The organism is Vibrio sp. HDW18 (assembly GCF_011306175.1).
Lineage (GTDB): Bacteria > Pseudomonadota > Gammaproteobacteria > Enterobacterales > Vibrionaceae > Vibrio > Vibrio chanodichtyis.
The window spans coordinates 80,171-105,571 of the sequence record NZ_CP049914.1 but is presented as its reverse complement, the minus strand read 5'-3'; the positions used below and the strand labels follow the sequence as shown (position 1 = coordinate 105,571).

The following is a 25,401-nucleotide window of genomic DNA, read 5'->3' as shown; positions in this document are numbered from 1 at the left end:
CAGGTCTTTATAATTATAACTATCTTTGAAAAGACATTGTGAGCGATAGGAAGACAAGTTTGAGCAAACCTCCACGCCATTTGCATCCTTCATTATCCATCGAACATCCGCCTTCGGATGTATTTATGAATTTCGAAGCCTTTCTGTCCAATACCGAAACTCGCGAACATAGCCATCCTTGGGGGCAGGTACAATTGATTGCCGGTGGCATTTTGGAAATGCAAGCGCAGGATACCCGCTTTCTTGCACCTCCTCATCTGGCGATTTGGGTACCCGCAGGGATCTTGCATCGCAGCTATAACCGCAAGCCGATCGAATATTGTTCATTAAATATTGCCTCGAATTTAACTGCCGCGTTTCCAACCAAAACCAGTTTAATTAAAGTCACCCCAATTGTGTCGGCGATTATTGATGATTTTCGAGCACGGCAGATCAATGTCGCCGACAGCCGTGAAGATCAGCGCTTAGTACAGGTACTGCTTGATCAACTGGCCACTCGTGAAACGCAACACCATTTTCTGCCCTCGACCCATCACAAATATTTAGCGCCGATTTTGGCGTGCGTCGAAGAGAACCCGACCGATAATACTACCCTGCAGCAGTGGGCTGAGCGAGTACACACCACGGAACGCACGCTGGCACGTCATTGTCAGGGGGAATTGGGGATGAGTTTTACTGAATGGCGTTTGCGAGTGCGCTACCTCTATGCGATGGAACTGCTGCGCCAAGGCCATGCGGTGAAAGAGGTGGCATTGACACTGGGTTACAATCAAGCCAGCCCGTTCATCACTATGTTTAAAAAATACGCCGGTTTAACCCCTGAGCAGTATAAAAATCGGTTGTTAGTCGAGTGATCTCGCTTGTTATTTTCAGGCAGGCCAATAAACTAGCGGCTTTGCTTTTTCGGTGGTGGATAGTATGCAATGTGAGTTCTTTATTCAAAAGCGGTGTAGCTCTTGCCAACAGTGTGCGCTACCGTATTCCCAGCAAGTTGAGAATAAAGATCAGCAGTTGCGAGCCTTGATTACCCCGAGCTTGGATGTCGAGTGGTTAGCGCCGGTCACCAGTGCTGAAACGGGGTTTCGTAATAAAGCCAAGATGGTGGTGCTTGGAGCCGCTCACGCGCCGATTTTAGGTATTGAAGATGGGCAAGGCGAGCCGTTATCGCTGGTCAGTTGCCCACTTTATCCTCAGCCAATGCAAGAACTACTCGCGTATCTGCAAAACTGGATCCGGGTTGCTGGCATTACGCCGTATAACAAGTTGAAGAAAAAAGGTGAGCTGAAATTTATTCTGCTTACCCGCAGTGCGATTCGCGGCCAATACATGCTGCGTTTTGTGGCGCGCAGTCATGCCGTGCTTGAGCGGATTGAGCGTAATTTGCCTGCGTTGCTGGCGGCGTTTCCGAGCATTGCAGTGGTGTCGGTCAATATTCAGCCAGTGCATATGGCGCGCTTAGAAGGTGAAGAGGAAATTTTCCTGACCGCCACGCAAAGCTTGCTTGAGCAGTTCAATGATGTGCCGATGGTGATCCGTCCGAAAAGCTTTTTCCAAACCAATCCTCATGTTGCCGAGCAGCTTTACGCGACTGCGCGGGCTTGGGTGCGTGAAATTGCACCACTGCAAATGTGGGATCTGTTTTGTGGGGTTGGCGGTTTTGCACTACATTGCGCTGCGCTACAAACTTCCGTCACGGGGATTGAAATCGAGCCAGAGGCGATTGCCAGTGCGCAGCGCTCGGCCCAACTGATGGGGATTGAAAATCTCAGCTTTGCCGCCCTTGATTCGGCTAAATTTTCGCACACGCAAATCAGTGCGCCGGAATTAGTGTTGGTTAATCCTCCGCGGCGTGGCTTAGGAAGTGAGTTGACGGCGCAACTGCAAACTCTTGCGCCCAAACACATTCTCTACTCTAGCTGTAATCCGCATACCATGGTCAAAGACATCGCTGAGCTTGCCTGTTATCAACTGATCCGAGTGCAGTGGTTTGATATGTTTCCCCACACCGATCATGCGGAAGTGCTGACATTACTGGTAAGACGGGATGGATGAAAATATAAAGGAGAGGCGAGCCTCTCCTGTTTGGTATCCACCCATGTTGGATATTTGTAGATCGCTTATTTGACGGTCCATTCGATCTGCTCACCGGCGCGGATCGGCACCACGCTATCGCGGCCAAACGGCATGCTGTGTGCTACTGACCATGCTTGTTTGGTCAGGGTGACAGTGGTTGGATTGCGCGGCAAACCATAGAAATCAGGGCCATTCAAGCTGGCAAACGCCTCTAGATTCTCGAGTTTTCCTTCTTTTTCAAATACTTCAGCATAGAGCTCAAGTGCGGCATGGGCAGTGTAAGATCCCGCACACCCACAAGCGGCTTCTTTACGATCTTTGGCGTGAGGCGCAGAGTCAGTACCGAGGAAAAATTGTTTACTGCCCGAGGTAGCCGCCGCCACTAAGGCTTGTTGATGAGTGGCGCGTTTTAAAATCGGTAAACAGTAGAAATGGGGGCGAATGCCACCGACCAACATATGGTTACGGTTAAACAGTAAATGGTGCGCGGTGATCGTGGCGGCAACGTTAGCGCCCGCTTGGCGCACAAAGTTGACCGCTTCTGCAGTGGTAATGTGCTCTAGAACGATTTTCAACTGTGGAAAATCGGCCACAATTGGTGCAAGCACTTGATTAAGAAACGCTTGTTCACGGTCAAAAATGTCGATATCGTGCGTTGTGACTTCACCATGCACCAGCAGCAACATCCCCACCTCTTGCATCGCTTGCAACACCGGATAGATTTTCTGCGCCGAGGTGACACCAGAATCTGAATTGGTGGTTGCGCCCGCAGGATAAAGCTTGGCGGCCACCACTTGGCCCGATGCTTTAGCGTGACGAATTTCATCGGCAGTGGTGTTATCAGTAAGATACAGCGTCATCAACGGGGTAAAATGCGCCGAGGGCTGAGCGGCCATGATCCGCTCTTGATAGGCTAACGCCATCGCGGTGGTGGTGACCGGTGGCACGGTATTGGGCATGATCAGTGCGCGGCCGTTATAGCGGCTAATATCACGTACCGTATCGGTAAGAACCTCACCATCGCGAAGGTGAACGTGCCAGTCGTCTGGGCGTGTAATGGTCAGTGTTGTCATGAAGTGCTCCCACCATAAAGGCATAAAATGATTGGAGCCTAGCGCGCCGCGCAAACGGTTCCGCTTAGGCGTGCGGATGATAGAGCAAAGCCTAATCCTTTTCACCCTTTATTTCTGCTGCACTCGCTTAGCTATCCCCTTCCGACTTGAAGCTTCAGTGGTGTTGGCTAGGTTCATTCACCCCAATCACATAATTTGTCTATGCTCATGGGGACTCACTTGCCGCCTACCTGCAACTCCAAGTGGTTTGGGTATAACGTTTGACATGCTCACAATTTATTATCCCAGATCAGAGCTTTGCTTTATGATGCCGTATCTAGATCGCGTACAGGAAAACCGCATGTCAGCAGGACAACTCTCACAAATCAATGTCTTTCCGGTTAAATCATTAGCCGGGATCGCTATGTCATCGGCTTGGGTCGAAACACAAGGGATAAGCTTTGATCGGCGCTTTATGTTGGCGGATGATGATGGCCGTATGGTCACCGCGCGTCAATTTCCGCAACTAGTACGGATCAAAACCGCATTACGGCATGATGGGGTGCAGTTTTACGCGCCCGGTCACGTTGCACTGACAATTCGTTATGCCGATTTGCAACGGCAAACCGTTGCAGCTCAAGTCTGGGGCGATAATTTTCCAGCTTATACCACCACCGATGCGGCTAATCACTGGTTTAGCGCGCTGCTTGGAATCACGGTGCGTTTGCTGTATTGCGGTGAACAGTCTCATCGTGTGCGTGAAAAGCTCGGACATAACATCAGTTTTGCTGATGGTTATCCACTGCTGGTCATTAGCCAAGCCTCTTTAGATGAGCTGAATCGGCGCAGTCCTGAATCGCATGTCATGGATCAATTTCGCACCAATTTGGTGGTTGAGGGCAGCGAGCCGTTTGCCGAAGATAGTTGGAAGCGGATCCGGATTGGCACGGTGGAATTTTCCGTAGTTAAGCCTTGTCAACGCTGCATTTTAACTACCATTGATGTCGCGCAAGGGGCGTTTAGGCCAAGCCAAGAGCCGCTGCGCACCTTGGCCCAATTTCGAGCTAATCCGCAGGGAAGTGTGTTTTTTGGCCAAAATTTGGTCGCCAAAAATGAAGGGATGATTACGGTTGGCGACTCGATTGAAGTGTTGGAATATCAGTCGCCACCGCTTTACCTTGAGCAGCCGCTTTAGCCCGTGGACAAGAGATGATTCGGTATGTTTAGCAAGCCCAAGCCTTTGCGCGGTTTAAGGGTTCACAATTGGCCTAAAATAATCGAACGCAGTTGCTGATATTGCTCAGTATTGCCGGCAAACAGTTGATCAATAATGCGCGGTATCGCCACGCCAGATTGTGAACGTTTTAGCGCTTCACGAATCAGTAATACCAAATGATGCTCTTTGCTGATGCCCGATGGTGCTTCTGGTTGCCAGTGGCTGAGCGCTTGAGTGAGTGACGAATGGGTAAGTTTAGGCTCGCACCCGGTGAGCTCAAGCATCAGCAGTTGGGTCAAGTGAGCAAATGCGGGTTGCTCGCGCGGGCAATCTTGCAAGCGATCAAGTATCACGCTGACCAGCGGCGACAGTTGCACCAGCCCAGCTTGGTGGGCAAAGGATGCGCTTAAACGTACCGAAAAATCCACGCGAGTGATGCGAGTATCTGGAAAAAAGGTGAGACCACACAGGCAGTCGCAAGGGATCCACAGTGTTTGATCGCGTTCCACGGCATACTCGTGCTTGCCGAGTCGAAACAGCAGTAACCCTTGTTCAACTCGGATCAGACTGTGTTTGAGGGTGCGTTTACGAGCGGTTAGCGCTAAGTGGGCAAAGTGGCGGGCTTGCGACTCAATTGCGTAGTTCATAAAAGGCCTTGGAAATGTTAACGGCGCTAAGATTACCCCTTATCACGGTAAAAGCCAATTACTGTGCTTGAGGAATAACTGCACTGGTCTGACCTTTTCGATGTTTGCTGATGGCGTGGCTAACTATGCGTAGAATAGTCCAGTTTTTTATCTGATGTACAAACTTATGACTTCAACAACTGATCCTTATATTGATATTCGGCCATACAACGATGACGAAATCCCTGCCGCGCTTGCTCGGTTGATCAATGACCAAGAATTCACTGCGGCGATTTTAAAACATCGCTTTAAACACCAGTCGGCCTGGTTACGCGCTTTAATGACCCCACTGGTTAAGTTTTACCTTAAGCGCAAGTGGGCGAAATTGGACAGTATTGAAGCGATCCAACTGGAGGTGAAAAAGTACCTCCGTCAGACGTTAGCCCAAACTACGCAAGGGGTGAGCTTCAGCGGGTTAGATAAGTTAGATACCCAGCAAGCCTATTTATTTGTGTGTAATCACCGTGATATCGCGATGGATCCGGCATTAGTCAATTATGGATTATATCTGGCTGGTCATCGCACGGTGCGCATCGCGATTGGCGATAATTTATTGACCAAACCCTGTGCTACTGAGCTGATGCGCTTAAATAAGAGTTTTATTGTCAAACGTTCGGCTAAGGGGCCGCGTGAGATGATGAAAATGTTGGGCACCCTGTCGGGCTACATCAAGCATTCATTAGAGACCGGACATTCGATCTGGATTGCCCAGAAAGAGGGACGCGCCAAAGATGGCAACGATCAGACCGATCCGGCGATTTTGAAAATGTTCCATGTCGAAGGGCGTCATCAAAAAATACCGTTTGCGGAGTATATGCGCAGTTTGCAGATTGTTCCGGTGGCGATCTCTTATGAAAACGATCCGTGTGATATTGCTAAAGCCCGCGAATTGTATGAAAAGGAGACTCAGGGTCGCTACGAAAAAGGTGAGTTTGAAGATATCGAAAGCATTATCCAAGGCATTATCGGTGAAAAAGGTCGGGTACATGTCGCTTTTGGAGAGGTGATCGGTGAAGACTTCGCCACCCCAGAAGCGTTGGCACAAGAGATTGATCGACAAATTCACCACAACTATGTGCTCTATCCCATCAACCGTTTGGCGGCTGGGCAAGACGATAGCGAGATCACCGCTGAGGTGCGTGAGCGGTTAAACGCTAAGCTCGCTGAGTTGCCAGAGCCGGCTCAGCGTTATCTACTGGATGCTTACGCTAACCCGGTGCGTAATCATCTTCATGGCTAATGGATGTTGTTAAGTGCTAGGTTCCTGTGCCGTGACTATTTGGTATAGCGCATTCAGATCACCAGAGGAGCTTGCGCTCCTCTTTCTGTCGGTGTTTGATGGTAGGTAATCACTTAGCGTTTTAGCGTGCCACTGCGCCGCCGAGCGTCAGTTCGGTTGGCCATTGACTGATTTGATTACCACCTAAATAAATATTGCCGTTTACTGTCATCCGCTCAGGAAAACGGGTGATTTGTGAGCCACCAATATACAAATTACCTTCAATAATAATGCCATTCGGTAGCTCTGTCAGTGGGGTACGGATCACGCTTAAATCGCCTTTGACAGTCAGCCGAGCGGGTAAGGTGGCTAATGGTGTATCGGTAAAATTGAGATAGCCACCGACGCGAATACCTGCCGGCCAAGCTTTGATTTTACTGCCCAGTAAATTGGCGTAGCCTTTGATGCTGGTACCGCGCGGTACATGGGTTAACCCGCTGTTCGCCGCCTCAAGACTACCATTGATGACCAGACCTCGGGGCAGCGATGTGATGGCGGTGTTGCCGATATTCAGATTGCCTTTGATGTGAAAATTTTCCGGCAATGAGCGGTAGGGTTTGGCGCGTAAATCGAGATTACCGTAGTTATCGAGATGGTTGAGCACCATATACTGATCCAGTGCTATGGCTTGCGAGCCACTGGCTAAACATGAACAACAGAGTACTAAAGTACGCCACATCATTGATAACGATCGATCCTTGGCTTGAATGGAAATACGCGGCTTTAGTGTTGCAAACAGTGTTGTAAACGCCAGTTATGACTGGCTAGCTGCGCAGAAAAAGCGGGCATGATGCCCGCTGACTGAGTATGGATTTAGCTGCGTGCTAGGGCACGAGTCTTGAGTTCGAAAATTAATTTTTCAGCACTCACTTCAAATTTAAATCGAGCGTGTAGTTCGGTCGCATCCTCTGCGGCCGGTGCCACTTCGTATTCTACTGCAGCACAAACCTGCTGAGCTAAACTGATGTACTCGGCTAATTTGCCTTGCAGATGTGCTGGATCAGCACCAAATATGGAGACCTCTGCCACATCATCGCCTTCACGAATGATAAAACCAATCTCTCCGGCACAACCACAAGCTTCACACACTTCATTTTCGACACAAGTTTGGTTGCTCATATCCTAATCCTCTTACCAATAATCGAACTATTTTAGTCCGCAGCGAATGGTTATACCACAAAAAAGCTCAGCGATGAGTGTAGGAATTGAGTCAGTCAGAGCTATCGCAGCTCGAAACCACGATTGATGAAGCGAATTTGCGCAGATCAGTGTGAGCTTCTGCACTAATTTGGTTTTCCAATGTCGGAGAATTGTCAGAGTTGCCGCTAGCGCATTGTTATGGTCAATCGATTGATGGATTATTAGTCGTGTGGCGATATGCATTTTTGCACTGAGTCGATGGCGTGATAAGAACTGGGTATTTTAAAAACAGTCAAAAAATTATGCAAAAGAGTGAATTCATCTACTGAGTGACTAGTATTAAAAGGTCCGACCAAACCATACTTGAGCTTGTTTGGTGGTGACTTTTGAGCTGACTATTTTAATCATTATGATGCTTGCTCACGATTCATCCAGACAAGTCATCGACGTTAGAAAAGAGCCTAATCATGCCTAAACGTAGTAAACAAGATACACAAATCACCATTCAGACCATTATGGATGCGGTAGTGGACCAGTTGTTGCGACTCGGTTATGACCAAATGTCGTATACCACTCTTAGTCAGCAAACCGGCATTTCTCGGACTGGGATCAGTCATCATTTTCCGAAGAAAACCGATTTTGCCTCGGCGCTGGATGGGCGGATTTTCAAACTATTTATTGAACACCTTGATTTTGAACATGATATTGAAGCGTTTCGTCACAGTTGGCTGCAAGCGTTGCAACAATCGCCATTTACCGCGATTTTACGTCTGTTATTTCACCATATTGTGAGTGCGGAACGTGCCGATGATTTTGCTTATAAAGAGATCCATGGTTTATATAAGCTAGCCGCAGAGAAATTTGGCCAAGATAGCCAAAAAGAAGTGGAATGGTTACTCGGCCATTCACTGGTCAGTATGATCCACTGAGCCCTGATCATACAGAACGGCCTTGATGGGTAAGCACCGCCGCCAGCCACGAATGTTTAAAGCGCCGGCTGTTCAATTCGTCGGCGGTTTTTCAGGCGCTGGCTTACGGTTAAAATCGCGGGCGGCTTAGGCTGGGTAGACCATCGGAAAATCGCGGGTGGGATGCGCCGCTACGAGGGCTTGATAACCGTAGACTTGTTCAATTCGCTCAGCGGTCAGCGCTTGCCAGGGCGCGGCATCACACACAATCTTACCTTGGTGCAGCAGGATCATCCGATCGGCATATTGCGCCGCAAGGTTTAAATCATGCAATACCACCACCACAGCACATCCTTGCTGGTCGGCTAAGTCGCGTGCCAGTTGTAAGGTATTATGCTGATGGGCTAAATCCAGCGCCGAGGTGGGTTCATCCAGCATTAAAATGCGCTGTTGACCCGCTTGATGTAACTGAGTCAAGACTCGCGCTAAATGAAGGCGCTGTTTTTCACCTCCAGACAGCGATGGGTAGAGGCTAGTGGCCAGATGCAACACATCTGTTTGTTGCATATAATGTCGCGCAACTTGCTGCACTTCTTTGCGCGATAAATTGAGTGGGATAGCGCCCAATTCCACCACTTCTTGCGCGCTAAATGGGAAGCTGAGCGAACTCTGCTGGGGCAAAATACCCAAATGAGTGGCCAGTTTTGCGGCTGGCCATTGGTTGGCTGGAAGATCAAAATAGCGCAGTGTTCCTGCTCCACTCATTTCACCGCTGAGCAGTTTTAATAAGCTGCTTTTGCCCGCACCATTTGGACCGAGTAACGCCGCCACTTCACCACCACGCAAAGTGATATCCACATGGTCGAGCACGGAGCGTGAACCATAAGTGACACAAAGATCAGTGCCTTGAATTGCCATCGAGTGCATCAGAAAATTCGGCCTTTTTGTTGGAATAACAGATACAAGAAGAACGGAGCACCGACCAAGGCGGTGACTATACCAATTGGTAATTCCGCTGGCGCGACCGCAATTCGCGCGATCATATCGGCGAGGGTGAGCATCAATGCGCCGAGTAGGGCCGAAATCGGCACTAGATTACGATGATCCGGCCCGACCAACATACGACCAATATGCGGTACGACCAATCCGACAAAGCCAATCATGCCTGCCGCGCTCACCGCGACGCCGACTCCAATCGCTGACAGTAAAATCATTTCGCGTTTGAGCCGTTGTACTGGCACACCTAAATGACGTGCTTCGGCTTCACCGAGTAGCAAAGCGTTTAACGCCATTGCTCGCCAGCAAAAATAACCTAATAAGATCAATAAGGTGATCCCGCACAACACAATACTTGAACGGGTAGCGCCAGCCATCGAACCCATCGACCATAGCGTCAAATCACGCAGCATCTGATCGCTGGCTAAATAGTTAAGATAGCCAATGCCTGCTCCGGCAAGGGCCGAAATCGCCACTCCAGCCAGCAGCATGATGGTGACTGAGGTGCCAAATTTAGAGGTGCCCAAATGATAGACTAATACCGTGGTGAGCGCACCGCCGATAAATGCCGCCACCGGTAACATCAGGTTATTTAACCAAGGCAAACGTAAGGTTAAATCACTCAATAATACAATCGCTAAAGCGGCACCGAGCGAGGCTCCAGCAGAAACCCCGATGATCCCAGGTTCTGCCAATGGGTTACGAAACAACCCCTGCATCGCCGTACCACATAACGCCAATATTGCGCCAATCAGTAAGCAAAGTAACGTACGTGGCAAACGAATATCATGGATCACCAGATGGATGGCACTGGCCTGCTGATCAGAGCGAAACAGCAGGCTACGAATACTATCGGTCATCGTGATATTCATCGGACCGACAGTAATCGAGTAGATCCCAGCCAACATCACCGCCACAAGCAGCAGACTTATGGTCAGCATAAACGGAAATCGTCTTAACACTAGCATCGGCCTCAGGGATAAAGCAGAGATTGAATACGCTGAGCCTCTTGCAAGCTTTTCAGCCCTAAGCCGCCAACCAAAGCATGACCATCGATCGCCACGATATTTTTGTTTTGACCTGCCGGAGTGGCTGCTAATACTGGCACTGCACTCAGTACGGCATCGACACCGCCTAAAACGTCTAGGCTGCGGCCGCTGACTAAAATCATCTCCGGTTGCATTTCGAGCATAGATTCCATCGATAGGGGTTTATAAGAGGTGACTAGGCTGGCTGGATTATGCCCACCCGCTAAGCGAATGATGGTATCGGGAACGGTATCACTGCCGGCAACGTTAGCGGCGCGACCTTCATGCAGCAGTAAGAACAACACTTTTTTCGGGGTGGTCGGCTGCTTGGCTTGCAAGCTGGCAATTTGCTGTTGCACGCTCTGTTTTAACTGCTGCGCATGCGACTCACTATTGGTGAGCTGAGCAATTTGGTCAATGCGAGTTAATAAACCTTGTGGGCTTGCATCGCTATTAATCACACTGACTTGCACTCCCGCATTACGCAGTTGTTGCAAGGCATTATCGGGCCCCATTTCATTCGATCCAATCAGTTGGGTCGGCGCTAACACCAGCAAACCTTCTGCGGCTAAGCGACGGTGATAACCAATCTTGGGCAGATTGAGCGAACTCGGCAGTTCGCTGGTCACATCGACTGCGACCAATTGCTGCTGAGCGCCGAGTGCGAGCATAAGTTCAGTGACGGCACTGCCTGCACTAACGATCCTTTCTTGCGCCAGACTGATGCCCGATGAGCAACAGGCCAGCAATACAACCAATGATTGAGTGAGTTTCATCTTGTTTCCATTACGAGTGAGGAGTTTTAGTAAGTAATTGAGTGGCCTGAATGCCATGCTGTTGTAAAAAGCCGAGCAGTTTAACCAGTTGCTGTACCTCGGCACCTTGATCAGCGGCGATCACAATTGGCCGTTGGCTGTTATGTACCATTGCGAGCAGGGCCACTGAGAAATCATGCCAATCGGGGTAGGTTTTACCATCAATCGCCCAGTAAGGTTGGCTGGCTAAGAGATTGATAGTGATCGACTGTTGATTAATTTCATTAACCACCGGTGCATCGGTGGTGGGTAGCGCGACGTCTAAAGATTCCAGTCGCACGGAAGCCGTTAGCAGCAGGAATACCATCACAATAAAAATGATATCGAGTAGGGGAGTGAGATCGGGGGTGAGCCCAAAATCCTGCTGCTTGGCAGAAGACTTAATCATCGCGGCTCATTTCCTGTCTCAGTCGGCATACCTGCAGAGTCTTGCCGGGTAACGATGCTCAGTGCAGCATTGGCATGTAGCGTCATTCCTTCGAGCCAAAGATTGACGTAATTGAGCGTGTGCTCCAATTTGGCCATGGTACGATCGGCCCATAAATTCAGCAGTTGTGCTCCGGCGACTGCCGGCACCGCCACCATCAAACCTGCGGCAGTGGTGTACATCGCGATACCTAATCCATCCGCCAGTACGTTTGGCGTAATGTTGCCTGTGGTCGCGGCCACCCCTTTAAACATCGCAATCAAGCCTAACACCGTGCCGAGTAGACCAAGCAGCGGACTGATCACGCCAATCAGGGTCAGCAAACGTAAGCCAGAGTTAAATTGGTGACGCTGCTCTTGCAGCCAAATACCTGCGGCATCTTCGCGCAGGGATTTCTCGAATTGATGATGGGCTAATAACATCGCCACCCCACGGTACAACACAGGTCGTTTATGGCTGAAATGTTCGGTGAGCGCCGCGATTTGATCTGGGTTGCTAGGTGATACCGCTTGCAAGGCTTGGCGTATTGCACCTTTACCAACCGTCAAACTGAGCAACACTTGGCAAAGACGTTCGGCTAACAGCATCACGGTTAGCGCAGAACAAATGAAAAGTGGCCAAGCCATCAAGCCTAGCTGTTGTTGGAGTTGTTGTAACGATTCCATTAGCCTTCCAATTTGAAACGAACAGGGATATGAACTCGGTGTGCCACTGGCGCACTATCAAGAATACGTGGCGAAAACTGCCACTGTTTAATGGCTTCCAGCGCCGATTGATCCAGTAGTTGCGTGCCGGATGACGAGATCAGTTGTTGCTTGATTTGACGTCCTTGTTCATCGAGCCAAATTTCATACATCACAGTGCCTTCGATACCGCGTTTTTGCGCAATACGTGGATAGCGAGGTTGCACTGGTGCGCTCACGAAAGCCGGTTTATCAAGCAAAATCGGTTGGCTACTGATCCCTTTACTTGCCTCGCTAGGCTGAGTTGGGGACGCTTCACGTGCCACTTCATTATGGGTGATCGGCTCGATAGGCTTTGTGACGGGTTTTTGGGTCGACTGCGGTTTAGCTGGCGTGTTAGCCACTGGCTTGGCGATCTTGGCCAGTTTTGGTTTGGCCACGGTGGCTGGTGTCGGCGCGGTTTTTTGCGGCTCGACGGCGGCAGGTAACACCGGTTCCGGTTGTGCGGGTGCGCTCGGTTTTGGCATCGAAACCATATTAATGGCTACCGATTGGCTCGAATTTCCAGCTGGCATGGCAAAAACTTGAGCTTGATCTGTGGTGATCAGCAACAATGCATGAAGCGCGATGGATGCTCCTCCTGCAATCACATATCTGTGCAGATTCAACTGATTACCCCCTAGCAACATCATTACATCATTCAGTGACTTGACTGAGTTTTGACCATTTACGCCTCAGCGCTAAGGATTATCCCTCAACTTGCAAATAATAGCAATTATCAATTGCATTATCATTAGCGTCAATTTATGATCTTGCCGCATAAGATGAAATAAACCGCAACCCTTGTCACACTAGGTGTTGGCTTGAGGAATAGTATGTTGAATTTAGATAATTTTGATGAATCCATCTTGGGCGCTGATACCCCAGATCCACTGCGTTTTGCGTTCAAAAATAAGCACTCGGTGCATGCCGGTGGTATCACGATGCCCGTTGCTCCGCCTGAACAAGCTAAAGTCTGGCAGCAAATATCGCAGCAGCCGAGCTCACCTGAGCAAACTCGATGCCTTTATATCCATGTGCCTTTTTGTCGAGTACGCTGCACCTTCTGTAACTTTTTTCAAAATGCCGCCAGCCGTCAGCTGGTGGATGCCTACTTCGATGCCTTGCTCGAAGAGATCAAACAAAAAGCCGCTCTGCCTTGGACCCAAAGTGGGGTATTTCATGCGGTGTATATTGGTGGCGGTACGCCTACTGAGCTTTCACCGCTACAGATCCGCCAACTGGGTGAGGCGATCCGTCACCACTTTCCGCTCACCGCGGATTGCGAGATGACCTTAGAAGGGCGTACTCATCGTTTTAGTGATGAGATGTTCGAACAAGCGTTAGAGGGCGGTTTTAACCGTTTTTCGTTTGGTGTGCAGAGCTTTGATACTCAAGTGCGCCGCCGGGCTAAACGTCTTGATGATCGTGACGTGGTGATGGAACGTGTCGCTTCTTTGGCAGCGACCAGACAAGCGCCGATTGTGATCGATCTGTTGTATGGATTACCTTACCAAACAGAGCAAGTTTTCGAACAAGATCTGCTCGATTTTATGGCCACTGGTGCGCAAGGTATCGACTTGTATCAACTGGTGGTGGGCGGTAGTGCCCCCATGTTGACTATGGTTGAGCAAGGTCGTTTACCCGCGCCAGCCACCACGCCAGAAAAAGCCACCTTGTACCAAATCGGGGTGGAATTTATGGCGAAACATCACCTGCGCCAACTGAGTGTTAACCATTGGGCACGTGATAATCGTGAGCGCAGCCTGTATAACAGTTTGGCAAAAACTTACGCAGAAGTGCTGCCGATTGGCTGTGGCGCTGGGGGCAATATTGGCGGTTATGGACTCATGCAACATCGCCAGCTCACCACTTATTTAGACGCGCTGAAAAATGGTCAGCCACTGAGCGCGATGATGATGCGTCAGCATACCTATGAACCGCTGTTTGCAGCCCTAAAATCCGGTTTTGATGCTGGCGTGGTAGCCAAACAACGTTTACCCGCTTTTCAGCATCAGTCGGCTTTTGAATGGTTAATGCCACTCTTTTTACGTTGGCAAGCGCTGGGGCTAGCCAGTGTCGAAGAGGATTACTTGATCCTGACCACCGCCGGCTGTTTCTGGTCGGTGAGTTTAGCGCAAGCCTGTATTCAAGTTCTCATTCATTCGCATCAACAAGATCAACATCAACAACCGCTTATTGCCTAAGCACAACAAGATTGGAAAACATAATGGAATCATTAGCACAGCAAGTCATGCAGCTGCTTGAGCAGCAACCGATGTTATTACCTGCCGCGATGGCGGAGCAATTGGGGATCACCGAGTTTGAGGTTGTGAGTTCACTACCGCAAGAGATGGCCGCGATTATCGATGGTGCGCAAGCGCAAGCCATTTTAGAAAGTTTACCTGATTGGGGACCGGTCACGACGATTATGACCGTGGCCGGCTCAATTTTTGAGGTGAAAGCGCCGTTTCCAAAAGGTAAGGTTGCGCGCGGTTATTACAACTTAATGGGTCGTGAGGGTGAATTGCATGGCCATTTGCTGCTGGACAACATTAGCCATGTTGCCTTGGTCAGCAAACCGTTTATGGGGCGTGAAAGCCACTACTTTGGATTTTTTACCGCACAAGGCGAGAATGCTTTCAAAATCTATCTCGGTCGTGATGAAAAACGCGAATTAATTGCCGAGCAAGTGGTACGTTTTAAAGCGATGCAGCAACAGCAGTTAACATAATTACAAAAATAATAACGATAATGCTCATCATTGAGGAGAAAGAGATGGATCAGCAAGTTAAACAAGAGCGTTTACAGGGCCGCTTAGAGCCAGAAATCAAAGAATTTCGCCAACAACGCCAAACATTGCAACTCGCCACGGTGGATGCCGAAGGTCGTCCGAATGTCAGCTATGCGCCTTTCGTGCAAAATCAGCAAGGTTATTTTGTGCTGATTTCACGCATTGCCCGTCACGCACGTAATTTGGAAGTCAATCCACAGGTTTCGATTATGTTGATTGAAGATGAAACGCAAGCCAAGCAGTTGTTTGCGCGCAAGCGTCTAACTTTTGATTCAGTCGCGAGCATCATTGAGCGCGACAGCCAACTATGGCGGCAAGTGATTGCACAAATGGGTGAGCGGTTTGGTGAAATTATTGATGGCTTAAGCCAAATGCAAGACTTTATTTTGTTTCGCTTGCAGCCAGAACAAGGCCTGTATGTGAAAGGTTTCGGTCAGGCCTACCAAGTCTCTGGCGATGATCTAGTGGATTTTGTCCATCTACAAGAAGGTCATCGTAAAATTGCTGATGACTAAATAAAAAAAGCACCTGCGGGTGCTTTTTTTTATCGGTTCAAATCACGCTTTTGCTGGGTACCGATCATAATCCGCCTTGCTGCTGTGCTTGTTTCACCATCTGCTGGCGCTGAGCTTCCTTCTCAGATGCAACGTCACTATCCTGATGTATTGGCGTTTGTAACGCTTGTGGTACCAAAACATAGTACTTGTTGATAGTCATCATCGATTCTCTTAAAAAGCCAATGTGCAGAAAAAATAAAGGATGTCGGCCAAACCGACATCCTCCTTAAACGGCGAAATTATAGGCTGAGAGCAAAGAAGTAGCTAGTCCTATTTTTCATCCTTATTTGGCGACAACTCAATCGTAAGTTTATACATCGTAGGTGGTTGAAGCGGTATTACCACCGGTTCCGGTCCAGTTCGTATGGAAGAACTCGCCACGTGGACGGTCGATGCGCTCATAAGTATGGGCACCGAAGTAGTCACGCTGTGCTTGCAGCAGGTTGGCTGGCAGACGAGCGGTCGTGTAACCATCGAGGAACGTCAATGCAGAGGTGGTACAAGGCATTGGAATACCCACTTCCAGCGACTTCGCGGCCACTTTACGCCAGGCGGCCAGGCAGTTGTCCAGAATACCTTTGAAGTACGCATCTGAACCTAAAAATGCCAGCTCAGGATTGTGTTCAAACGCATCACGAATATTGCCAAGGAATGCCGAGCGGATGATACAGCCACCGCGCCACATCAGAGCCACATTGCCGTAGTTTAGGTTCCATCCATTCTCGTTTGACGCTTCACGCATCAGCATAAAGCCTTGTGCGTAAGAGATGATTTTTGAAGCCAGCAGTGCTTGACGCAGGGCATCCACCCACTCTTGCTTATCACCAGTCACCTGAGTTTGAGTTTTGCCAAACAGTTGTTCAGCTGCCACACGTTGATCTTTGAGTGCTGATAAGCAGCGCGAGAACACCGATTCGGTGATCAGCGTCAGTGGAATGCCCATGTCCAGCGCGTTAATACCCGTCCATTTACCGGTGCCTTTTTGGCCTGCGGTATCGAGGATTTTCTCAACCAGCGCTTCACCATCTTGATCTTTGTAGCCAAGGATGTCGGCGGTGATCTCAACCAAGTAGCTGTCCAGTTCGGTTTTGTTCCAGTTGGCAAACACCGTTTGCATCTCGTCAGCCGACATACCCAGACCATCTTTCATAAACTGGTAAGCTTCAGTGATCAACTGCATATCGCCGTATTCGATACCGTTATGCACCATTTTCACAAAGTGGCCGGCACCATCGTTGCCCACCCAGTCACAGCAAGGCTCGCCAGCGTCAGTTTTAGCCGAAATGGCTTGGAAAATCGGTTTCACCGCTTGCCATGCTTCAGGTGCGCCACCAGGCATGATCGAAGGCCCGAAACGTGCGCCTTCTTCACCGCCAGATACGCCAGTACCGATAAAGTGGATGCCTTTGTCACGCAGCGCTTTGACGCGGCGGTTAGTATCTGGGAAGTTGGTGTTACCTCCATCAATAATGATGTCGCCTTGCTCAAGCAGCGGAACCAACTGCTCGATGAAATCATCCACCACTTGACCGGCGCGCACCATCAGCATCACTTTGCGTGGTGTCGCCAGTTTATCGACCAGCTCTTGCAACGTATAAGCGCCAACAATGTTAGTGCCTTTGGCTGGGCCGGCTAAAAACTCGTCGACTTTCGCCGCAGTACGGTTGTGTGCCACCACTTTGAAGCCGTGGTCGTTCATGTTGAGGATCAGGTTTTGGCCCATAACAGCCAAGCCGATTACACCGATATCACCTTTCATTTTTTGCTCTCCTTCACGCAATCTTTGCTGCGGCGTCTGAATCTAAATACCACTCGGTTACTCCACTCGTAGAGTGAATTTTGGCTGCCGGATAAGGCAGTTGTCCCGCTGGAGTGGTGTGAATTTGTTGTACGATCTCGGCTTTTCCTGCACCAAGCACTAAATAACTGATGCGTTTGGCCGCTTGCAGCACTTTGGCGGTTTTTGATACGCGCAGTTGGCCAGATTGTGGATGGCTGGCCACCACGGCCAGATGCGGATCCGCGTAGTCGGTTTGCTCTGGAAACAGGGATGCGGTGTGACCATCGGCCCCCACGCCAAGCAAAATCCAGTCGAACACTGGCGTACCATTATCATCAACAGGGATCGCTTCGGCCATGGCTTGAGCAAAACGCTCCGCTTCCGCCTGAGGTGGATTCTCACCTAAAATGCGATGGATATTTTGCTCAGGCATGTTGATGTGACGAAACAGCAGCGCATTGGCTTCACCGTAATTGCTTTCTGCATCATCGGTAGCCACACAGCGCTCATCACCCCACCAGAAATGTAGGTTTTGCCACTGAATGTCGTTCGCGTAAGGCTGGCTTGCCAAAAGCTCAAACAGCATTTTGGGCGTGCTGCCGCCAGACAGGGAAATGTGTACTGGCTGACATTGCTGGCTGTACGCCAACATATCGTCGGCAAGGCTTTTCACTACGGCATCCGCAGTTGGGAAAATCTTATGCTTGATCATAATTCGCAATAATCCGTGTTTGTGAGGTTTTTACAAGGAAAGCGCCACTCACGGCCGTCACGGCGTAGCAAGTCATCCGACTCTTTCGGGCCCCAAGTACCACAGGCGTAGCCATACAGCGATTGCGGGTCTTGTTTGAAATCGAGGATCGGCTGCACAAACTTCCAACACGCTTCTACCGCATCGGTACGCGCAAACAGTGTCGCGTCACCATTGAGCGCATCCAGCAGCAGACGCTCATAAGCGGTGAGCATTTTGATCTGCTCCAGTGAGGCATAGTGGAAATTCATCGACACTTCTTTGGCTTTGAAACCCGCGCCGGGCTCTTTTAAACCAAAGCTCATCAGAATACCTTCATCCGGCTGAATACGAATGATCAGCTTGTTTTCCGGGGCATTTTGACCAAATACCGGATGCGGCGTACGTTTAAAGTGGATCACCACTTCGGTGACGCGGGTTGGTAAACGCTTACCACTGCGCACATAGAAAGGTACGCCATTCCAACGCCAGTTATTGATGAACATTTTCAGCGCAACATAGGTTTCGGTGCGTGAATCGGCAGCAACGCCAGGTTCATTACGATAACTCGGCAAAAACTGCCCACGCACGGCTGATTCGGTATATTGTCCCAATACCAAATTGTTGCGCAGATCGCTCTCAGACAGTGGTTGTAGGCTTTGCAGCACTTTATTGACTTCGTCACGAATCGAATCTGCATTGATCGCCGCTGGTGGTTCCATACTGACCATCGCTAGCACTTGCAGCAGATGGTTTTGGAACATATCACGCACCGCGCCAGAGCCATCGTAATAGCCGCCGCGCTCTTCAACCCCAAGAAATTCTGCACCGGTGATTTCGATATAATCAATAAAGTTACGGTTCCACAACGGCTCAAACATGCCGTTCGCAAAGCGGAATACCAGTAAATTTTGCACCGTTTCTTTACCAAGATAATGGTCGATGCGGTAGATCTGGTGTTCTTGGAAATGGTGATGGATCTCCACATCCAGCGCTTGCGCTGATTGCAGATCGTAACCAAAGGGTTTTTCGATGATCAGCCGCTTCCAGCCTTGGCGCTCATCGTTGAGACCATGGGCAGCCAGACAAGCTGGGATCACCCCATACAGGCTTGGCGGTGTGGCAAGATAAAACAGCGTATTGCGCTGGGTTAATTGATGTTGGTTGGCCAGTTGATCGAGCTTAGTCACCAAGTGTTGGTAGTCATTCACCGCTGAGGTATTCAGAGCTTGGTAATGCACATGCTGCATGAACGCCGCTAAAATGGCGGGTTCAGTCTTTTCCAGCTCTTGCAGAGAACGTTGCAATTTGTCACGGTAAGTTTCATCGCTGTACTCAGTACGGCTCACCCCTAAAATCACAAATGATTTTGGCAGTTGTTGACTGGCATAGAGGTGATACAGCGCAGGAATAAGCTTACGGTAGGTCAAATCTCCCGAGGCACCGAAAATTACGATGCTGCTGTTTTCAGGTATTACCATCATCTTTCCTTTCGAAACGAGGTATTTCCCATCTTTGCGGGCAAAAAATGACCATTTCCCCGCAAAATATTTGGGTATGCTTAGTATGCGCCAACCCTAGCAGCGCATTACACAAATCAAAAACCGATCCTATCTATAGTTTCAATAGATAAAATCAATCAAGTACAAAGTCGACTGCGTGAGCGAGAGGCCGACTCAACTTGGTGGCGTATTGTCTACGACTCTTTGACATACATCAACTCTTGATAGCGCAATCGATTAAATTGTGACACGTAAAAGTGGTTATATTTAGATTTTTGATGCTCAAGCAAGCGATTTTGTCTATGAACAGCGCGGTTGAATGAGGTGACGCAAGGTTTGCGGCTTGGGCTGTTCCAGCTGGTAAGATTAAACATAGCACGGACAACCGAGTGATCGGCTGGGCCAGTCAAACTTACAGCATAACCTGCAACGTAGTAACTGATCGGGCGGGCTGTTACACTGGCGGCAATGTGCTTGCAAGGATGATTAAAATGAAATTTGTTGTAGATACACACACTCATACTTACGCCAGTGGCCACGCTTACAGCACGCTGATTGAAAATGCGCGCGCAGCCAAAGCCAATGGTTTGACCCTGTTTTGCACCACCGATCATGCACACTCAATGCCCGGAGCTCCGCATTATTGGTTTTTCTCAAACCAACGTATTTTGCCGCGTTTTTTGGAAGGGGTCGGGGTACTGCGTGGGGTTGAAGCCAATATTCTTAATCTGCAAGGGGAGATTGATCTACATCCGAGTGTGGATGCTAACCTTGATTGGGTGATTGCCAGTTTCCATGAGCCGGTTTTTACTCCAGCCGATAAAGTGACCCACACCGCAGCATTGATCAATACCATTGAAAGTGGTCGGGTTGATGCGTTGGGCCATTTGGGCAATCCCAATTTTGATTTCGATTTTGCCGAGGTGATTGCCTGTGCCAAAGCCCATCATGTGGCGATTGAGATCAATAACAGCACACTTAAGGGCAATAGTCGGATTGGCAGTATCGATCGCTGTTATCAGATTGCTCAGGTCGCCAAAACCCTCGATGCTTATATTACGACTGGGAGTGATGCCCATTTTTGCTTAGATCTCGGTGAGTTATCTTTAGCCAGCCAACTGATTGATCAAGTCGGGATCCCGACATCGCGGGTGATCACGCACACTGCTCGGCAATTTTTAGATTTTCTGCAGTTACGTGGTCGTCAGCCGATTGCCGAGTTTGCTGATTTGGTTTAACTGTTTCGTTTAAGTTTTTCGTTTAACCGTTTCGTTTAAAGAAAGCAGCACGTTGCGTGATATGACGCGCTGAGTCGCGATTGAGATTAGATCTGATACAGCTCAAGTGGTAAGCCATCCGGATCGGCGAAAAAGGTGTAGGCTTTGCCGGTGTATTGATCGATCCGAATCGGTTCTACCTCGATGCCTTGCTGTTCTAGTTGAGCTTTGCAGTGGGCGATATCTTCCACGGCAAACGCTAAATGACGTAATCCTTGCGCTTCCGGAAAACTGGCGCGGGCTGGTGGGTGAGCAAATGAAAATAGCTCAATTTGCGACCCATCAGGCAGAGCTAAATCGAGCTTGTAAGAGTCTCGCTCGGCGCGATAGTGCTCGGCGATCACGCGTAAGCCGAGAATCTCGCTATAAAATGCCTTCGAGCGTGGGTAATCCGCGCAGATGATCGCGGCATGATGAATACGTTTTAGCATGTTGACTCCTTATCCCCTTTCTACTTGAAGCTGCAGCAGTATTGGCTACATTCGTTGACCCCAATCATGTAGTTTACCTAATGACATATTTACCTAATTACACAGTTTGCCTATGCTCATGGGGACTCACTCACTTGCCGCTTACCTGCAACTCCAAGTGGTTTGGGTGTAGAATACTTCGGGCATAAATGCTCAAGCACAAAATCAATAAATACCCGTAAGCGAGTGGGCATGTATTTGGTTTGCGCGTACTGCATGGCAATCGCGCCGTGATAATTACTCTTAATATTCCACTCTTGCAGCACTTGCACTACCTTGCCGGTCGCAAGAGCGTCTTGCACCACAAAATCGTGAAAAATACCGATGCCGAGATGATTTTTTACCCCAGTTAAACGCAGTTGTGACTGATTGACCGCGTAGCGACCACTCACCGCCACTGTGTGTGTTTCTTGGCCTTGGGCAAAGCTCCAGATATGATCTTTCTCCGTCTCGGCCAGATACAAACAGTCATGCTCGGCCAGCTCCGTGGGATGGTCCGGCGTACCGCGCAGCGCGAGATAGTCTGGGCTAGCGCATAACACTAAGTTGGTTTTGCACAGCTCACGCAGCACTAAGTTTTCATCCGGTTTATCGGTTAAACGAAATGCCACATCAATATTGTGTTTGAACAGATCAATCTCACCATCGGCGGCGCGCAGTTTGAGCTGAATGTGTGGATAACGGGCGAGAAACGGCAGCACAAACGGCTGTAATACCGAATTTAAAAACGCTTCTGGCGCAGCAACCGTCAGCGCGCCGGCAGGTTCAGCATGTTCAGCATTGGAAATCTCTATCGCTTGCTGGGCGGCATTGACCATTAAGCGGCTTTGCTCATACACCTTTTGTCCAGCTTGAGTAATGATGAGTTTGCGCGTGGTACGCTCAAACAGTTTCACCGATAACGCTTGCTCAAGGCGAGTGATCAGTTTACTCAGCGCCGAAGGAGTCACGCCAAGTTGGCCAGCGGCAGCGGTAAAACTGCCTTCATTGACCACCACAATAAAAGTGGCGAGATCGGGCAGTAGGGCAATCAATTTAGCGGGTAACATCAGGCTTTGTAGAGTCAGGCAACAAGTCGCGCCACTGTCGCAGAATCTGCTGATAAATGCAATTTGCTGGGCCAAAAGTGCAGGGTTTAGCGGTAAGCTGCTCCGTCTCGCATGAGAGGGAGCAAGCTAAGCGCTGGAATCACCAGCGCTGTGTTAAGCGTTGAGAGCTTGTTCGAGATCGGCCAACAGATCATCGATATGTTCTATCCCAACCGATAAGCGGATCATCTCTGGTCTCACACCCGCTTTAGATTGCTCTTGCTCACTCATTTGCCGATGAGTCGTCGACGCGGGATGGCAAGCCAGTGATTTGGCATCACCAATATTGACCAAACGTTTGAAGATTTGCAGCGCATCGTAAAAACGCACCCCAGCTTGATAACCCTCTTGCAAACCAAACGAGAGAATCGCCGAAGGTTTGCCACCCATGTATTTTTGTGCCAATCCGTAATACGGCGAATCGGGGAGGCCAGCATAGCTGACCCAACTGACTTTTGGGTGCTGCTTTAGGTACTCGGCGACTTTGAGGGCATTTTCAGTGTGGCGCTCCATGCGCAGGGGCAAGGTTTCCAAACCTTGCAGGATCATAAACGCATTCATCGGCGAGAGGGCGGAGCCAGTATTGCGCAGCGGTACGGTACGCGCGCGGCCAATAAACGCTGCATCACCAAAGGCTTCGGTGTACACCACACCGTGATAAGACGGCTCGGGTTGATTAAACACTGGGAAGCGCTCTGGATGCTGCGCCCATGGGAATTTGCCTGAATCGATAATCACGCCACCTAAGGTCGTGCCGTGTCCGCCGCAATACTTGGTCAACGAATGAACGACAATGTCAGCACCAAATTGGATCGGTTTACACAATGCAGGACTGGCGACGGTATTATCGACTATCACCGGCACACCTTGCGCGTGGGCTAGATCGGCCAGCCGTTGTAAATCAATAATATTGCCCGCCGGATTACCAATGCTTTCGCAGTATACCGCTTTGGTCTTGTCATCAATCAGCTCAATCAAGCTCTCTGGTCTATCGTCCTTGGCAAAGCGCACTTCAATCCCTTGGCTGGGCAGCATATGTGCAAACAGAGTGTAGGTGCCGCCATACAGCTGCGGGGTGGAAACAATATTATCGCCCGCTTGGGCCAGAGTCAGGATCGCGTAGTTGATCGCAGCGCTGCCGGCACTGACTACTAAAGCGCCAATGCCACCTTCCAGTGCGGCCATGCGTTTTTCCAGCACATCGTTGGTTGGGTTCATGATCCGGGTATAAATGTTGCCCGGTACCGCCAAGTTAAATAGATCCGCGCCATGTTGCGCATTATCAAATTCATAAGCGACGGTCTGATAAATCGGCGTGGCCACCGATTTGGTGGTGGGATCGGTGGTGTAACCATAATGGATCGCTAAGGTTGCGTCTTTCATCGTCGGTCCTTTGACTCAAGAAGTGGGACCACATCTTTGAAGTTTCCGGTGCAGAAATCAAGCGCTATTGCATCAATTGGCGGTATTGCACTCTTAACGCGACCCTCTTATTCCAGCTGCAAGGTTAGATTTGTGCTTGAAATTCACCAATGCTTTTCCACTGTGACAGATAATCGCTGATGAGCGCTTCGACTACACTTACAGCAATCGGCTTTTTACAGTGTAAATAGGGTGTGTTTACGCATCCTGTTCCCTGCAAAATCAAAACAATAAGGAATACACCATGTCGTCTGCTTTTTATCAGCAAATCCGTACTCAGCTTGAGGAAGTGAAAGCTGAGGGGCTTTATAAATCGGAACGTGTGATCACCTCGCAGCAACAAGCGGCGGTCGAAATTTCTACTGGCGAACAAGTACTGAACTTCTGTGCCAACAACTATCTTGGCTTGGCCAATCACCCGGCGTTGATTGAAGCAGCGAAACAGGGTATGGATAGCCACGGCTTTGGTATGGCTTCGGTGCGTTTTATCTGCGGCACGCAAGATATTCATAAACAGCTCGAACAAAAGCTTTCGCAATTTTTAGGTCAAGAAGAGACCATTCTTTACACCTCATGCTTTGATGCCAACACCGGTCTGTTTGAAACTCTGCTTGATAAAGAAGATGCGATCATCTCTGATGCGCTCAACCACGCTTCGATCATTGATGGGGTGCGCCTGTGTAAAGCGATGCGTTTCCGCTACTCCAACAACAACATGCAAGAGTTGGAAGAGCAACTGATCGCCGCTGATGCGGCCGGCGCTCGTCATAAGCTGATCGTGACTGACGGTGTATTCTCAATGGACGGCGTGGTGGCAAATTTGCCAGCCATTTGTGATTTGGCGGATAAATACAATGCGTTAGTGATGGTTGATGATTCACACGCGGTAGGTTTTATGGGCGCAAATGGTCGCGGTACTCATGAATACCACGATGTGATTGATCGCATTGACATCATCACCGGCACACTCGGCAAAGCGATGGGTGGTGCATCAGGCGGTTACACCTCAGGCAAAAAAGAGGTGATCGATTGGCTGCGTCAACGCTCACGTCCCTACCTGTTTTCTAACTCGGTAGCCCCGGCGATTGTGGCGGCATCGCTGCGTGTGTTGGACTTACTGCAAGAGAGTGGCGATCTGCGTGAGCGCCTATGGGAAAACGCAGCGCACTTCCGTACACGTATGGAAGCGGCGGGTTTCACTATGGGCGGCGCTGATCACGCCATCATTCCCATCATGCTAGGTGATGCCAAAGTTGCCGCAGAATTTGCGGAACGCGCACTGGCCAAAGGCATTTACGTGGTCGGTTTCTCATTCCCGGTTGTGCCCAAAGGGCAGGCGCGTATTCGTACGCAAATGTCAGCCGCACACAGCCGTCAACAACTGGACAAAGCCATCGACACCTTCATTGCAGTCGGTCGTGATATGGGATTAATTTAAT

At 49.6% G+C, this 25,401-nt stretch carries 26 protein-coding genes and 1 pseudogene; 10 read left to right on the top strand and 17 right to left on the bottom strand.

Going from position 1 to position 25,401, the window contains the following annotated elements; all coding sequences use genetic code 11:
- The first annotated feature begins 59 nt into the window (after window positions 1-59).
- Both G7083_RS12300 and rlmC read left to right on the top strand, forming a co-directional pair.
- The gene (locus G7083_RS12300) at window positions 60-854 is read left to right on the top strand and encodes a helix-turn-helix transcriptional regulator (RefSeq protein WP_166015133.1); all 795 of its coding nucleotides are present in this window, start codon (window positions 60-62) and stop codon (window positions 852-854) included.
- A 64-nt stretch (window positions 855-918) separates the two neighbouring features.
- Window positions 919-2,052 (top strand): 23S rRNA (uracil(747)-C(5))-methyltransferase RlmC, encoded by a 1,134-nt coding sequence (gene rlmC, locus G7083_RS12295; RefSeq protein ID WP_166015132.1) that lies wholly within the window; start codon window positions 919-921, stop codon window positions 2,050-2,052.
- Between the two features lie 65 nt (window positions 2,053-2,117).
- Here the strand turns inward: rlmC and pyrC are convergent, their stop codons facing one another.
- The gene (gene pyrC / locus G7083_RS12290) at window positions 2,118-3,146 is read right to left on the bottom strand and encodes a dihydroorotase (protein ID WP_166015131.1); all 1,029 of its coding nucleotides are present in this window, start codon (window positions 3,144-3,146) and stop codon (window positions 2,118-2,120) included.
- Window positions 3,147-3,486: 340 nt separating this feature from the next.
- On the opposite strand from pyrC, the pseudogene G7083_RS12285 reads away from it, so the two are divergent.
- Window positions 3,487-4,287: pseudogene (locus G7083_RS12285) on the top strand (MOSC domain-containing protein); the annotation flags it as partial.
- A gap of 95 nt (window positions 4,288-4,382) precedes the next feature.
- Here G7083_RS12285 and G7083_RS12280 read toward each other — a convergent pair.
- Window positions 4,383-4,988 carry an AraC family transcriptional regulator gene (locus G7083_RS12280; RefSeq protein ID WP_166015129.1) on the bottom strand — a complete coding sequence of 202 codons (606 nt, stop codon included), beginning with the start codon at window positions 4,986-4,988 and terminating at the stop codon, window positions 4,383-4,385.
- Window positions 4,989-5,154: 166 nt separating this feature from the next.
- Between G7083_RS12280 and G7083_RS12275 the strand changes: the two genes are divergently transcribed.
- Window positions 5,155-6,267 (top strand): 1-acyl-sn-glycerol-3-phosphate acyltransferase, encoded by a 1,113-nt coding sequence (locus G7083_RS12275; RefSeq protein WP_166015128.1) that lies wholly within the window; start codon window positions 5,155-5,157, stop codon window positions 6,265-6,267.
- A gap of 121 nt (window positions 6,268-6,388) precedes the next feature.
- On the opposite strand, the gene G7083_RS12270 is transcribed toward G7083_RS12275, so the two are convergent.
- Both G7083_RS12270 and G7083_RS12265 read right to left on the bottom strand, forming a co-directional pair.
- Complete coding sequence (locus tag G7083_RS12270) at window positions 6,389-6,988, bottom strand: hypothetical protein (protein ID WP_166015127.1); 600 nt, start codon at window positions 6,986-6,988, stop codon at window positions 6,389-6,391.
- 131 nt (window positions 6,989-7,119) lie between these two features.
- The gene (locus G7083_RS12265; protein ID WP_166015126.1) at window positions 7,120-7,425 is read right to left on the bottom strand and encodes a DUF406 family protein; all 306 of its coding nucleotides are present in this window, start codon (window positions 7,423-7,425) and stop codon (window positions 7,120-7,122) included.
- A gap of 488 nt (window positions 7,426-7,913) precedes the next feature.
- On the opposite strand from G7083_RS12265, the gene G7083_RS12260 reads away from it, so the two are divergent.
- Window positions 7,914-8,375, top strand: coding sequence for a TetR/AcrR family transcriptional regulator (locus G7083_RS12260; RefSeq protein WP_166015125.1), 462 nt, complete (start codon window positions 7,914-7,916; stop codon window positions 8,373-8,375).
- 126 nt (window positions 8,376-8,501) lie between these two features.
- Here the strand turns inward: G7083_RS12260 and G7083_RS12255 are convergent, their stop codons facing one another.
- The 6 genes from G7083_RS12255 to G7083_RS12230 form a co-directional block, all read right to left on the bottom strand.
- Entirely contained in the window at window positions 8,502-9,281 is a 780-nt protein-coding gene (locus tag G7083_RS12255; protein WP_166015124.1) for a heme ABC transporter ATP-binding protein, read from the bottom strand.
- Window positions 9,281-10,258, bottom strand: a complete 978-nt coding sequence (locus tag G7083_RS12250) for an iron ABC transporter permease (protein WP_166015512.1) — start codon at window positions 10,256-10,258, stop codon at window positions 9,281-9,283. The genes G7083_RS12255 and G7083_RS12250 overlap by 1 nt, the downstream gene beginning before the upstream one ends.
- Window positions 10,259-10,323: 65 nt before the next feature.
- Window positions 10,324-11,154, bottom strand: coding sequence for an ABC transporter substrate-binding protein (locus tag G7083_RS12245; protein ID WP_166015123.1), 831 nt, complete (start codon window positions 11,152-11,154; stop codon window positions 10,324-10,326).
- 10 nt (window positions 11,155-11,164) lie between these two features.
- Window positions 11,165-11,581, bottom strand: a complete 417-nt coding sequence (locus G7083_RS12240; RefSeq protein WP_166015122.1) for a biopolymer transporter ExbD — start codon at window positions 11,579-11,581, stop codon at window positions 11,165-11,167.
- Complete coding sequence (locus tag G7083_RS12235; RefSeq protein ID WP_166015121.1) at window positions 11,578-12,285, bottom strand: MotA/TolQ/ExbB proton channel family protein; 708 nt, start codon at window positions 12,283-12,285, stop codon at window positions 11,578-11,580. The genes G7083_RS12240 and G7083_RS12235 overlap by 4 nt, the downstream gene beginning before the upstream one ends.
- Window positions 12,285-12,971, bottom strand: coding sequence for an energy transducer TonB (locus G7083_RS12230; protein ID WP_240911949.1), 687 nt, complete (start codon window positions 12,969-12,971; stop codon window positions 12,285-12,287). The genes G7083_RS12235 and G7083_RS12230 overlap by 1 nt, the downstream gene beginning before the upstream one ends.
- 207 nt (window positions 12,972-13,178) lie before the next feature.
- Here G7083_RS12230 and hutW point away from each other — a divergent pair, with 207 nt between their 5' ends.
- From hutW to hutZ, 3 genes are read left to right on the top strand one after another with little or no spacing between them, the layout of a single operon-like run.
- Entirely contained in the window at window positions 13,179-14,549 is a 1,371-nt protein-coding gene (hutW, locus tag G7083_RS12225; protein WP_166015120.1) for a heme anaerobic degradation radical SAM methyltransferase ChuW/HutW, read from the top strand.
- 23 nt (window positions 14,550-14,572) lie between these two features.
- Window positions 14,573-15,076 (top strand): heme utilization cystosolic carrier protein HutX, encoded by a 504-nt coding sequence (gene hutX, locus G7083_RS12220; protein WP_166015119.1) that lies wholly within the window; start codon window positions 14,573-14,575, stop codon window positions 15,074-15,076.
- Between the two features lie 44 nt (window positions 15,077-15,120).
- Entirely contained in the window at window positions 15,121-15,651 is a 531-nt protein-coding gene (hutZ, locus tag G7083_RS12215; protein ID WP_166015118.1) for a heme utilization protein HutZ, read from the top strand.
- 64 nt (window positions 15,652-15,715) lie between these two features.
- On the opposite strand, the gene G7083_RS12210 is transcribed toward hutZ, so the two are convergent.
- The 4 genes from G7083_RS12210 to zwf form a co-directional block, all read right to left on the bottom strand.
- Window positions 15,716-15,856, bottom strand: a complete 141-nt coding sequence (locus tag G7083_RS12210) for a hypothetical protein (RefSeq protein WP_166015056.1) — start codon at window positions 15,854-15,856, stop codon at window positions 15,716-15,718.
- Between the two features lie 147 nt (window positions 15,857-16,003).
- Complete coding sequence (gene gnd, locus G7083_RS12205) at window positions 16,004-17,452, bottom strand: decarboxylating NADP(+)-dependent phosphogluconate dehydrogenase (RefSeq protein WP_166015117.1); 1,449 nt, start codon at window positions 17,450-17,452, stop codon at window positions 16,004-16,006.
- 13 nt (window positions 17,453-17,465) lie between these two features.
- Window positions 17,466-18,185 (bottom strand): 6-phosphogluconolactonase, encoded by a 720-nt coding sequence (gene pgl / locus G7083_RS12200; RefSeq protein ID WP_166015116.1) that lies wholly within the window; start codon window positions 18,183-18,185, stop codon window positions 17,466-17,468.
- Entirely contained in the window at window positions 18,182-19,684 is a 1,503-nt protein-coding gene (gene zwf / locus G7083_RS12195) for a glucose-6-phosphate dehydrogenase (protein WP_166015510.1), read from the bottom strand. Before zwf ends, pgl begins: the two co-directional genes overlap by 4 nt.
- Window positions 19,685-20,196: 512 nt before the next feature.
- Here zwf and G7083_RS12190 point away from each other — a divergent pair.
- The gene (locus tag G7083_RS12190; protein ID WP_166015115.1) at window positions 20,197-20,943 is read left to right on the top strand and encodes a phosphatase; all 747 of its coding nucleotides are present in this window, start codon (window positions 20,197-20,199) and stop codon (window positions 20,941-20,943) included.
- 86 nt (window positions 20,944-21,029) lie between these two features.
- Here the strand turns inward: G7083_RS12190 and G7083_RS12185 are convergent, their stop codons facing one another.
- The 3 genes from G7083_RS12185 to G7083_RS12175 form a co-directional block, all read right to left on the bottom strand.
- Window positions 21,030-21,413 carry a VOC family protein gene (locus G7083_RS12185; protein WP_166015114.1) on the bottom strand — a complete coding sequence of 128 codons (384 nt, stop codon included), beginning with the start codon at window positions 21,411-21,413 and terminating at the stop codon, window positions 21,030-21,032.
- Window positions 21,414-21,529: 116 nt separating this feature from the next.
- Window positions 21,530-22,501: a LysR family transcriptional regulator gene (locus G7083_RS12180; RefSeq protein ID WP_166015113.1), complete on the bottom strand. Its 972-nt coding sequence runs from the start codon at window positions 22,499-22,501 to the stop codon at window positions 21,530-21,532.
- A gap of 153 nt (window positions 22,502-22,654) precedes the next feature.
- A complete protein-coding gene (locus tag G7083_RS12175) occupies window positions 22,655-23,923 on the bottom strand; it encodes an aminotransferase class V-fold PLP-dependent enzyme (RefSeq protein ID WP_166015112.1) in 1,269 nt (422 codons plus the stop codon).
- 283 nt (window positions 23,924-24,206) lie between these two features.
- On the opposite strand from G7083_RS12175, the gene G7083_RS12170 reads away from it, so the two are divergent.
- Window positions 24,207-25,400 carry a glycine C-acetyltransferase gene (locus G7083_RS12170; protein WP_166015111.1) on the top strand — a complete coding sequence of 398 codons (1,194 nt, stop codon included), beginning with the start codon at window positions 24,207-24,209 and terminating at the stop codon, window positions 25,398-25,400.
- Window position 25,401 lies beyond the last annotated feature (1 nt).

Excerpts from the sequence above, each read along its gene's own strand:
- G7083_RS12270 (WP_166015127.1), bottom strand. The coding sequence starts at position 6,988 with ATGATGTGGCGTACTTTAGTACTCTGTTGTTCATGTTTAGCCAGTGGC.
- rlmC (WP_166015132.1), top strand. The coding sequence starts at position 919 with ATGCAATGTGAGTTCTTTATTCAAAAGCGGTGTAGCTCTTGCCAACAG.
- G7083_RS12180 (WP_166015113.1), bottom strand. The coding sequence starts at position 22,501 with ATGTTACCCGCTAAATTGATTGCCCTACTGCCCGATCTCGCCACTTTT.
- G7083_RS12245 (WP_166015123.1), bottom strand. The coding sequence starts at position 11,154 with ATGAAACTCACTCAATCATTGGTTGTATTGCTGGCCTGTTGCTCATCG.
- pgl (WP_166015116.1), bottom strand. The coding sequence starts at position 18,185 with ATGATCAAGCATAAGATTTTCCCAACTGCGGATGCCGTAGTGAAAAGC.
- G7083_RS12250 (WP_166015512.1), bottom strand. The coding sequence starts at position 10,258 with ATGTTGGCTGGGATCTACTCGATTACTGTCGGTCCGATGAATATCACG.
- hutZ (WP_166015118.1), top strand. The coding sequence starts at position 15,121 with ATGGATCAGCAAGTTAAACAAGAGCGTTTACAGGGCCGCTTAGAGCCA.
- hutW (WP_166015120.1), top strand. The coding sequence starts at position 13,179 with ATGTTGAATTTAGATAATTTTGATGAATCCATCTTGGGCGCTGATACC.
- G7083_RS12185 (WP_166015114.1), bottom strand. The coding sequence starts at position 21,413 with ATGCTAAAACGTATTCATCATGCCGCGATCATCTGCGCGGATTACCCA.
- gnd (WP_166015117.1), bottom strand. The coding sequence starts at position 17,452 with ATGAAAGGTGATATCGGTGTAATCGGCTTGGCTGTTATGGGCCAAAAC.
- G7083_RS12280 (WP_166015129.1), bottom strand. The coding sequence starts at position 4,988 with ATGAACTACGCAATTGAGTCGCAAGCCCGCCACTTTGCCCACTTAGCG.
- G7083_RS12260 (WP_166015125.1), top strand. The coding sequence starts at position 7,914 with ATGCCTAAACGTAGTAAACAAGATACACAAATCACCATTCAGACCATT.
- G7083_RS12240 (WP_166015122.1), bottom strand. The coding sequence starts at position 11,581 with ATGATTAAGTCTTCTGCCAAGCAGCAGGATTTTGGGCTCACCCCCGAT.
- G7083_RS12210 (WP_166015056.1), bottom strand. The coding sequence starts at position 15,856 with ATGATGACTATCAACAAGTACTATGTTTTGGTACCACAAGCGTTACAA.
- zwf (WP_166015510.1), bottom strand. The coding sequence starts at position 19,684 with ATGGTAATACCTGAAAACAGCAGCATCGTAATTTTCGGTGCCTCGGGA.
- hutX (WP_166015119.1), top strand. The coding sequence starts at position 14,573 with ATGGAATCATTAGCACAGCAAGTCATGCAGCTGCTTGAGCAGCAACCG.
- G7083_RS12170 (WP_166015111.1), top strand. The coding sequence starts at position 24,207 with ATGTCGTCTGCTTTTTATCAGCAAATCCGTACTCAGCTTGAGGAAGTG.
- pyrC (WP_166015131.1), bottom strand. The coding sequence starts at position 3,146 with ATGACAACACTGACCATTACACGCCCAGACGACTGGCACGTTCACCTT.
- G7083_RS12265 (WP_166015126.1), bottom strand. The coding sequence starts at position 7,425 with ATGAGCAACCAAACTTGTGTCGAAAATGAAGTGTGTGAAGCTTGTGGT.
- G7083_RS12275 (WP_166015128.1), top strand. The coding sequence starts at position 5,155 with ATGACTTCAACAACTGATCCTTATATTGATATTCGGCCATACAACGAT.
- G7083_RS12175 (WP_166015112.1), bottom strand. The coding sequence starts at position 23,923 with ATGAAAGACGCAACCTTAGCGATCCATTATGGTTACACCACCGATCCC.
- G7083_RS12235 (WP_166015121.1), bottom strand. The coding sequence starts at position 12,285 with ATGGAATCGTTACAACAACTCCAACAACAGCTAGGCTTGATGGCTTGG.
- G7083_RS12255 (WP_166015124.1), bottom strand. The coding sequence starts at position 9,281 with ATGCACTCGATGGCAATTCAAGGCACTGATCTTTGTGTCACTTATGGT.
- G7083_RS12190 (WP_166015115.1), top strand. The coding sequence starts at position 20,197 with ATGAAATTTGTTGTAGATACACACACTCATACTTACGCCAGTGGCCAC.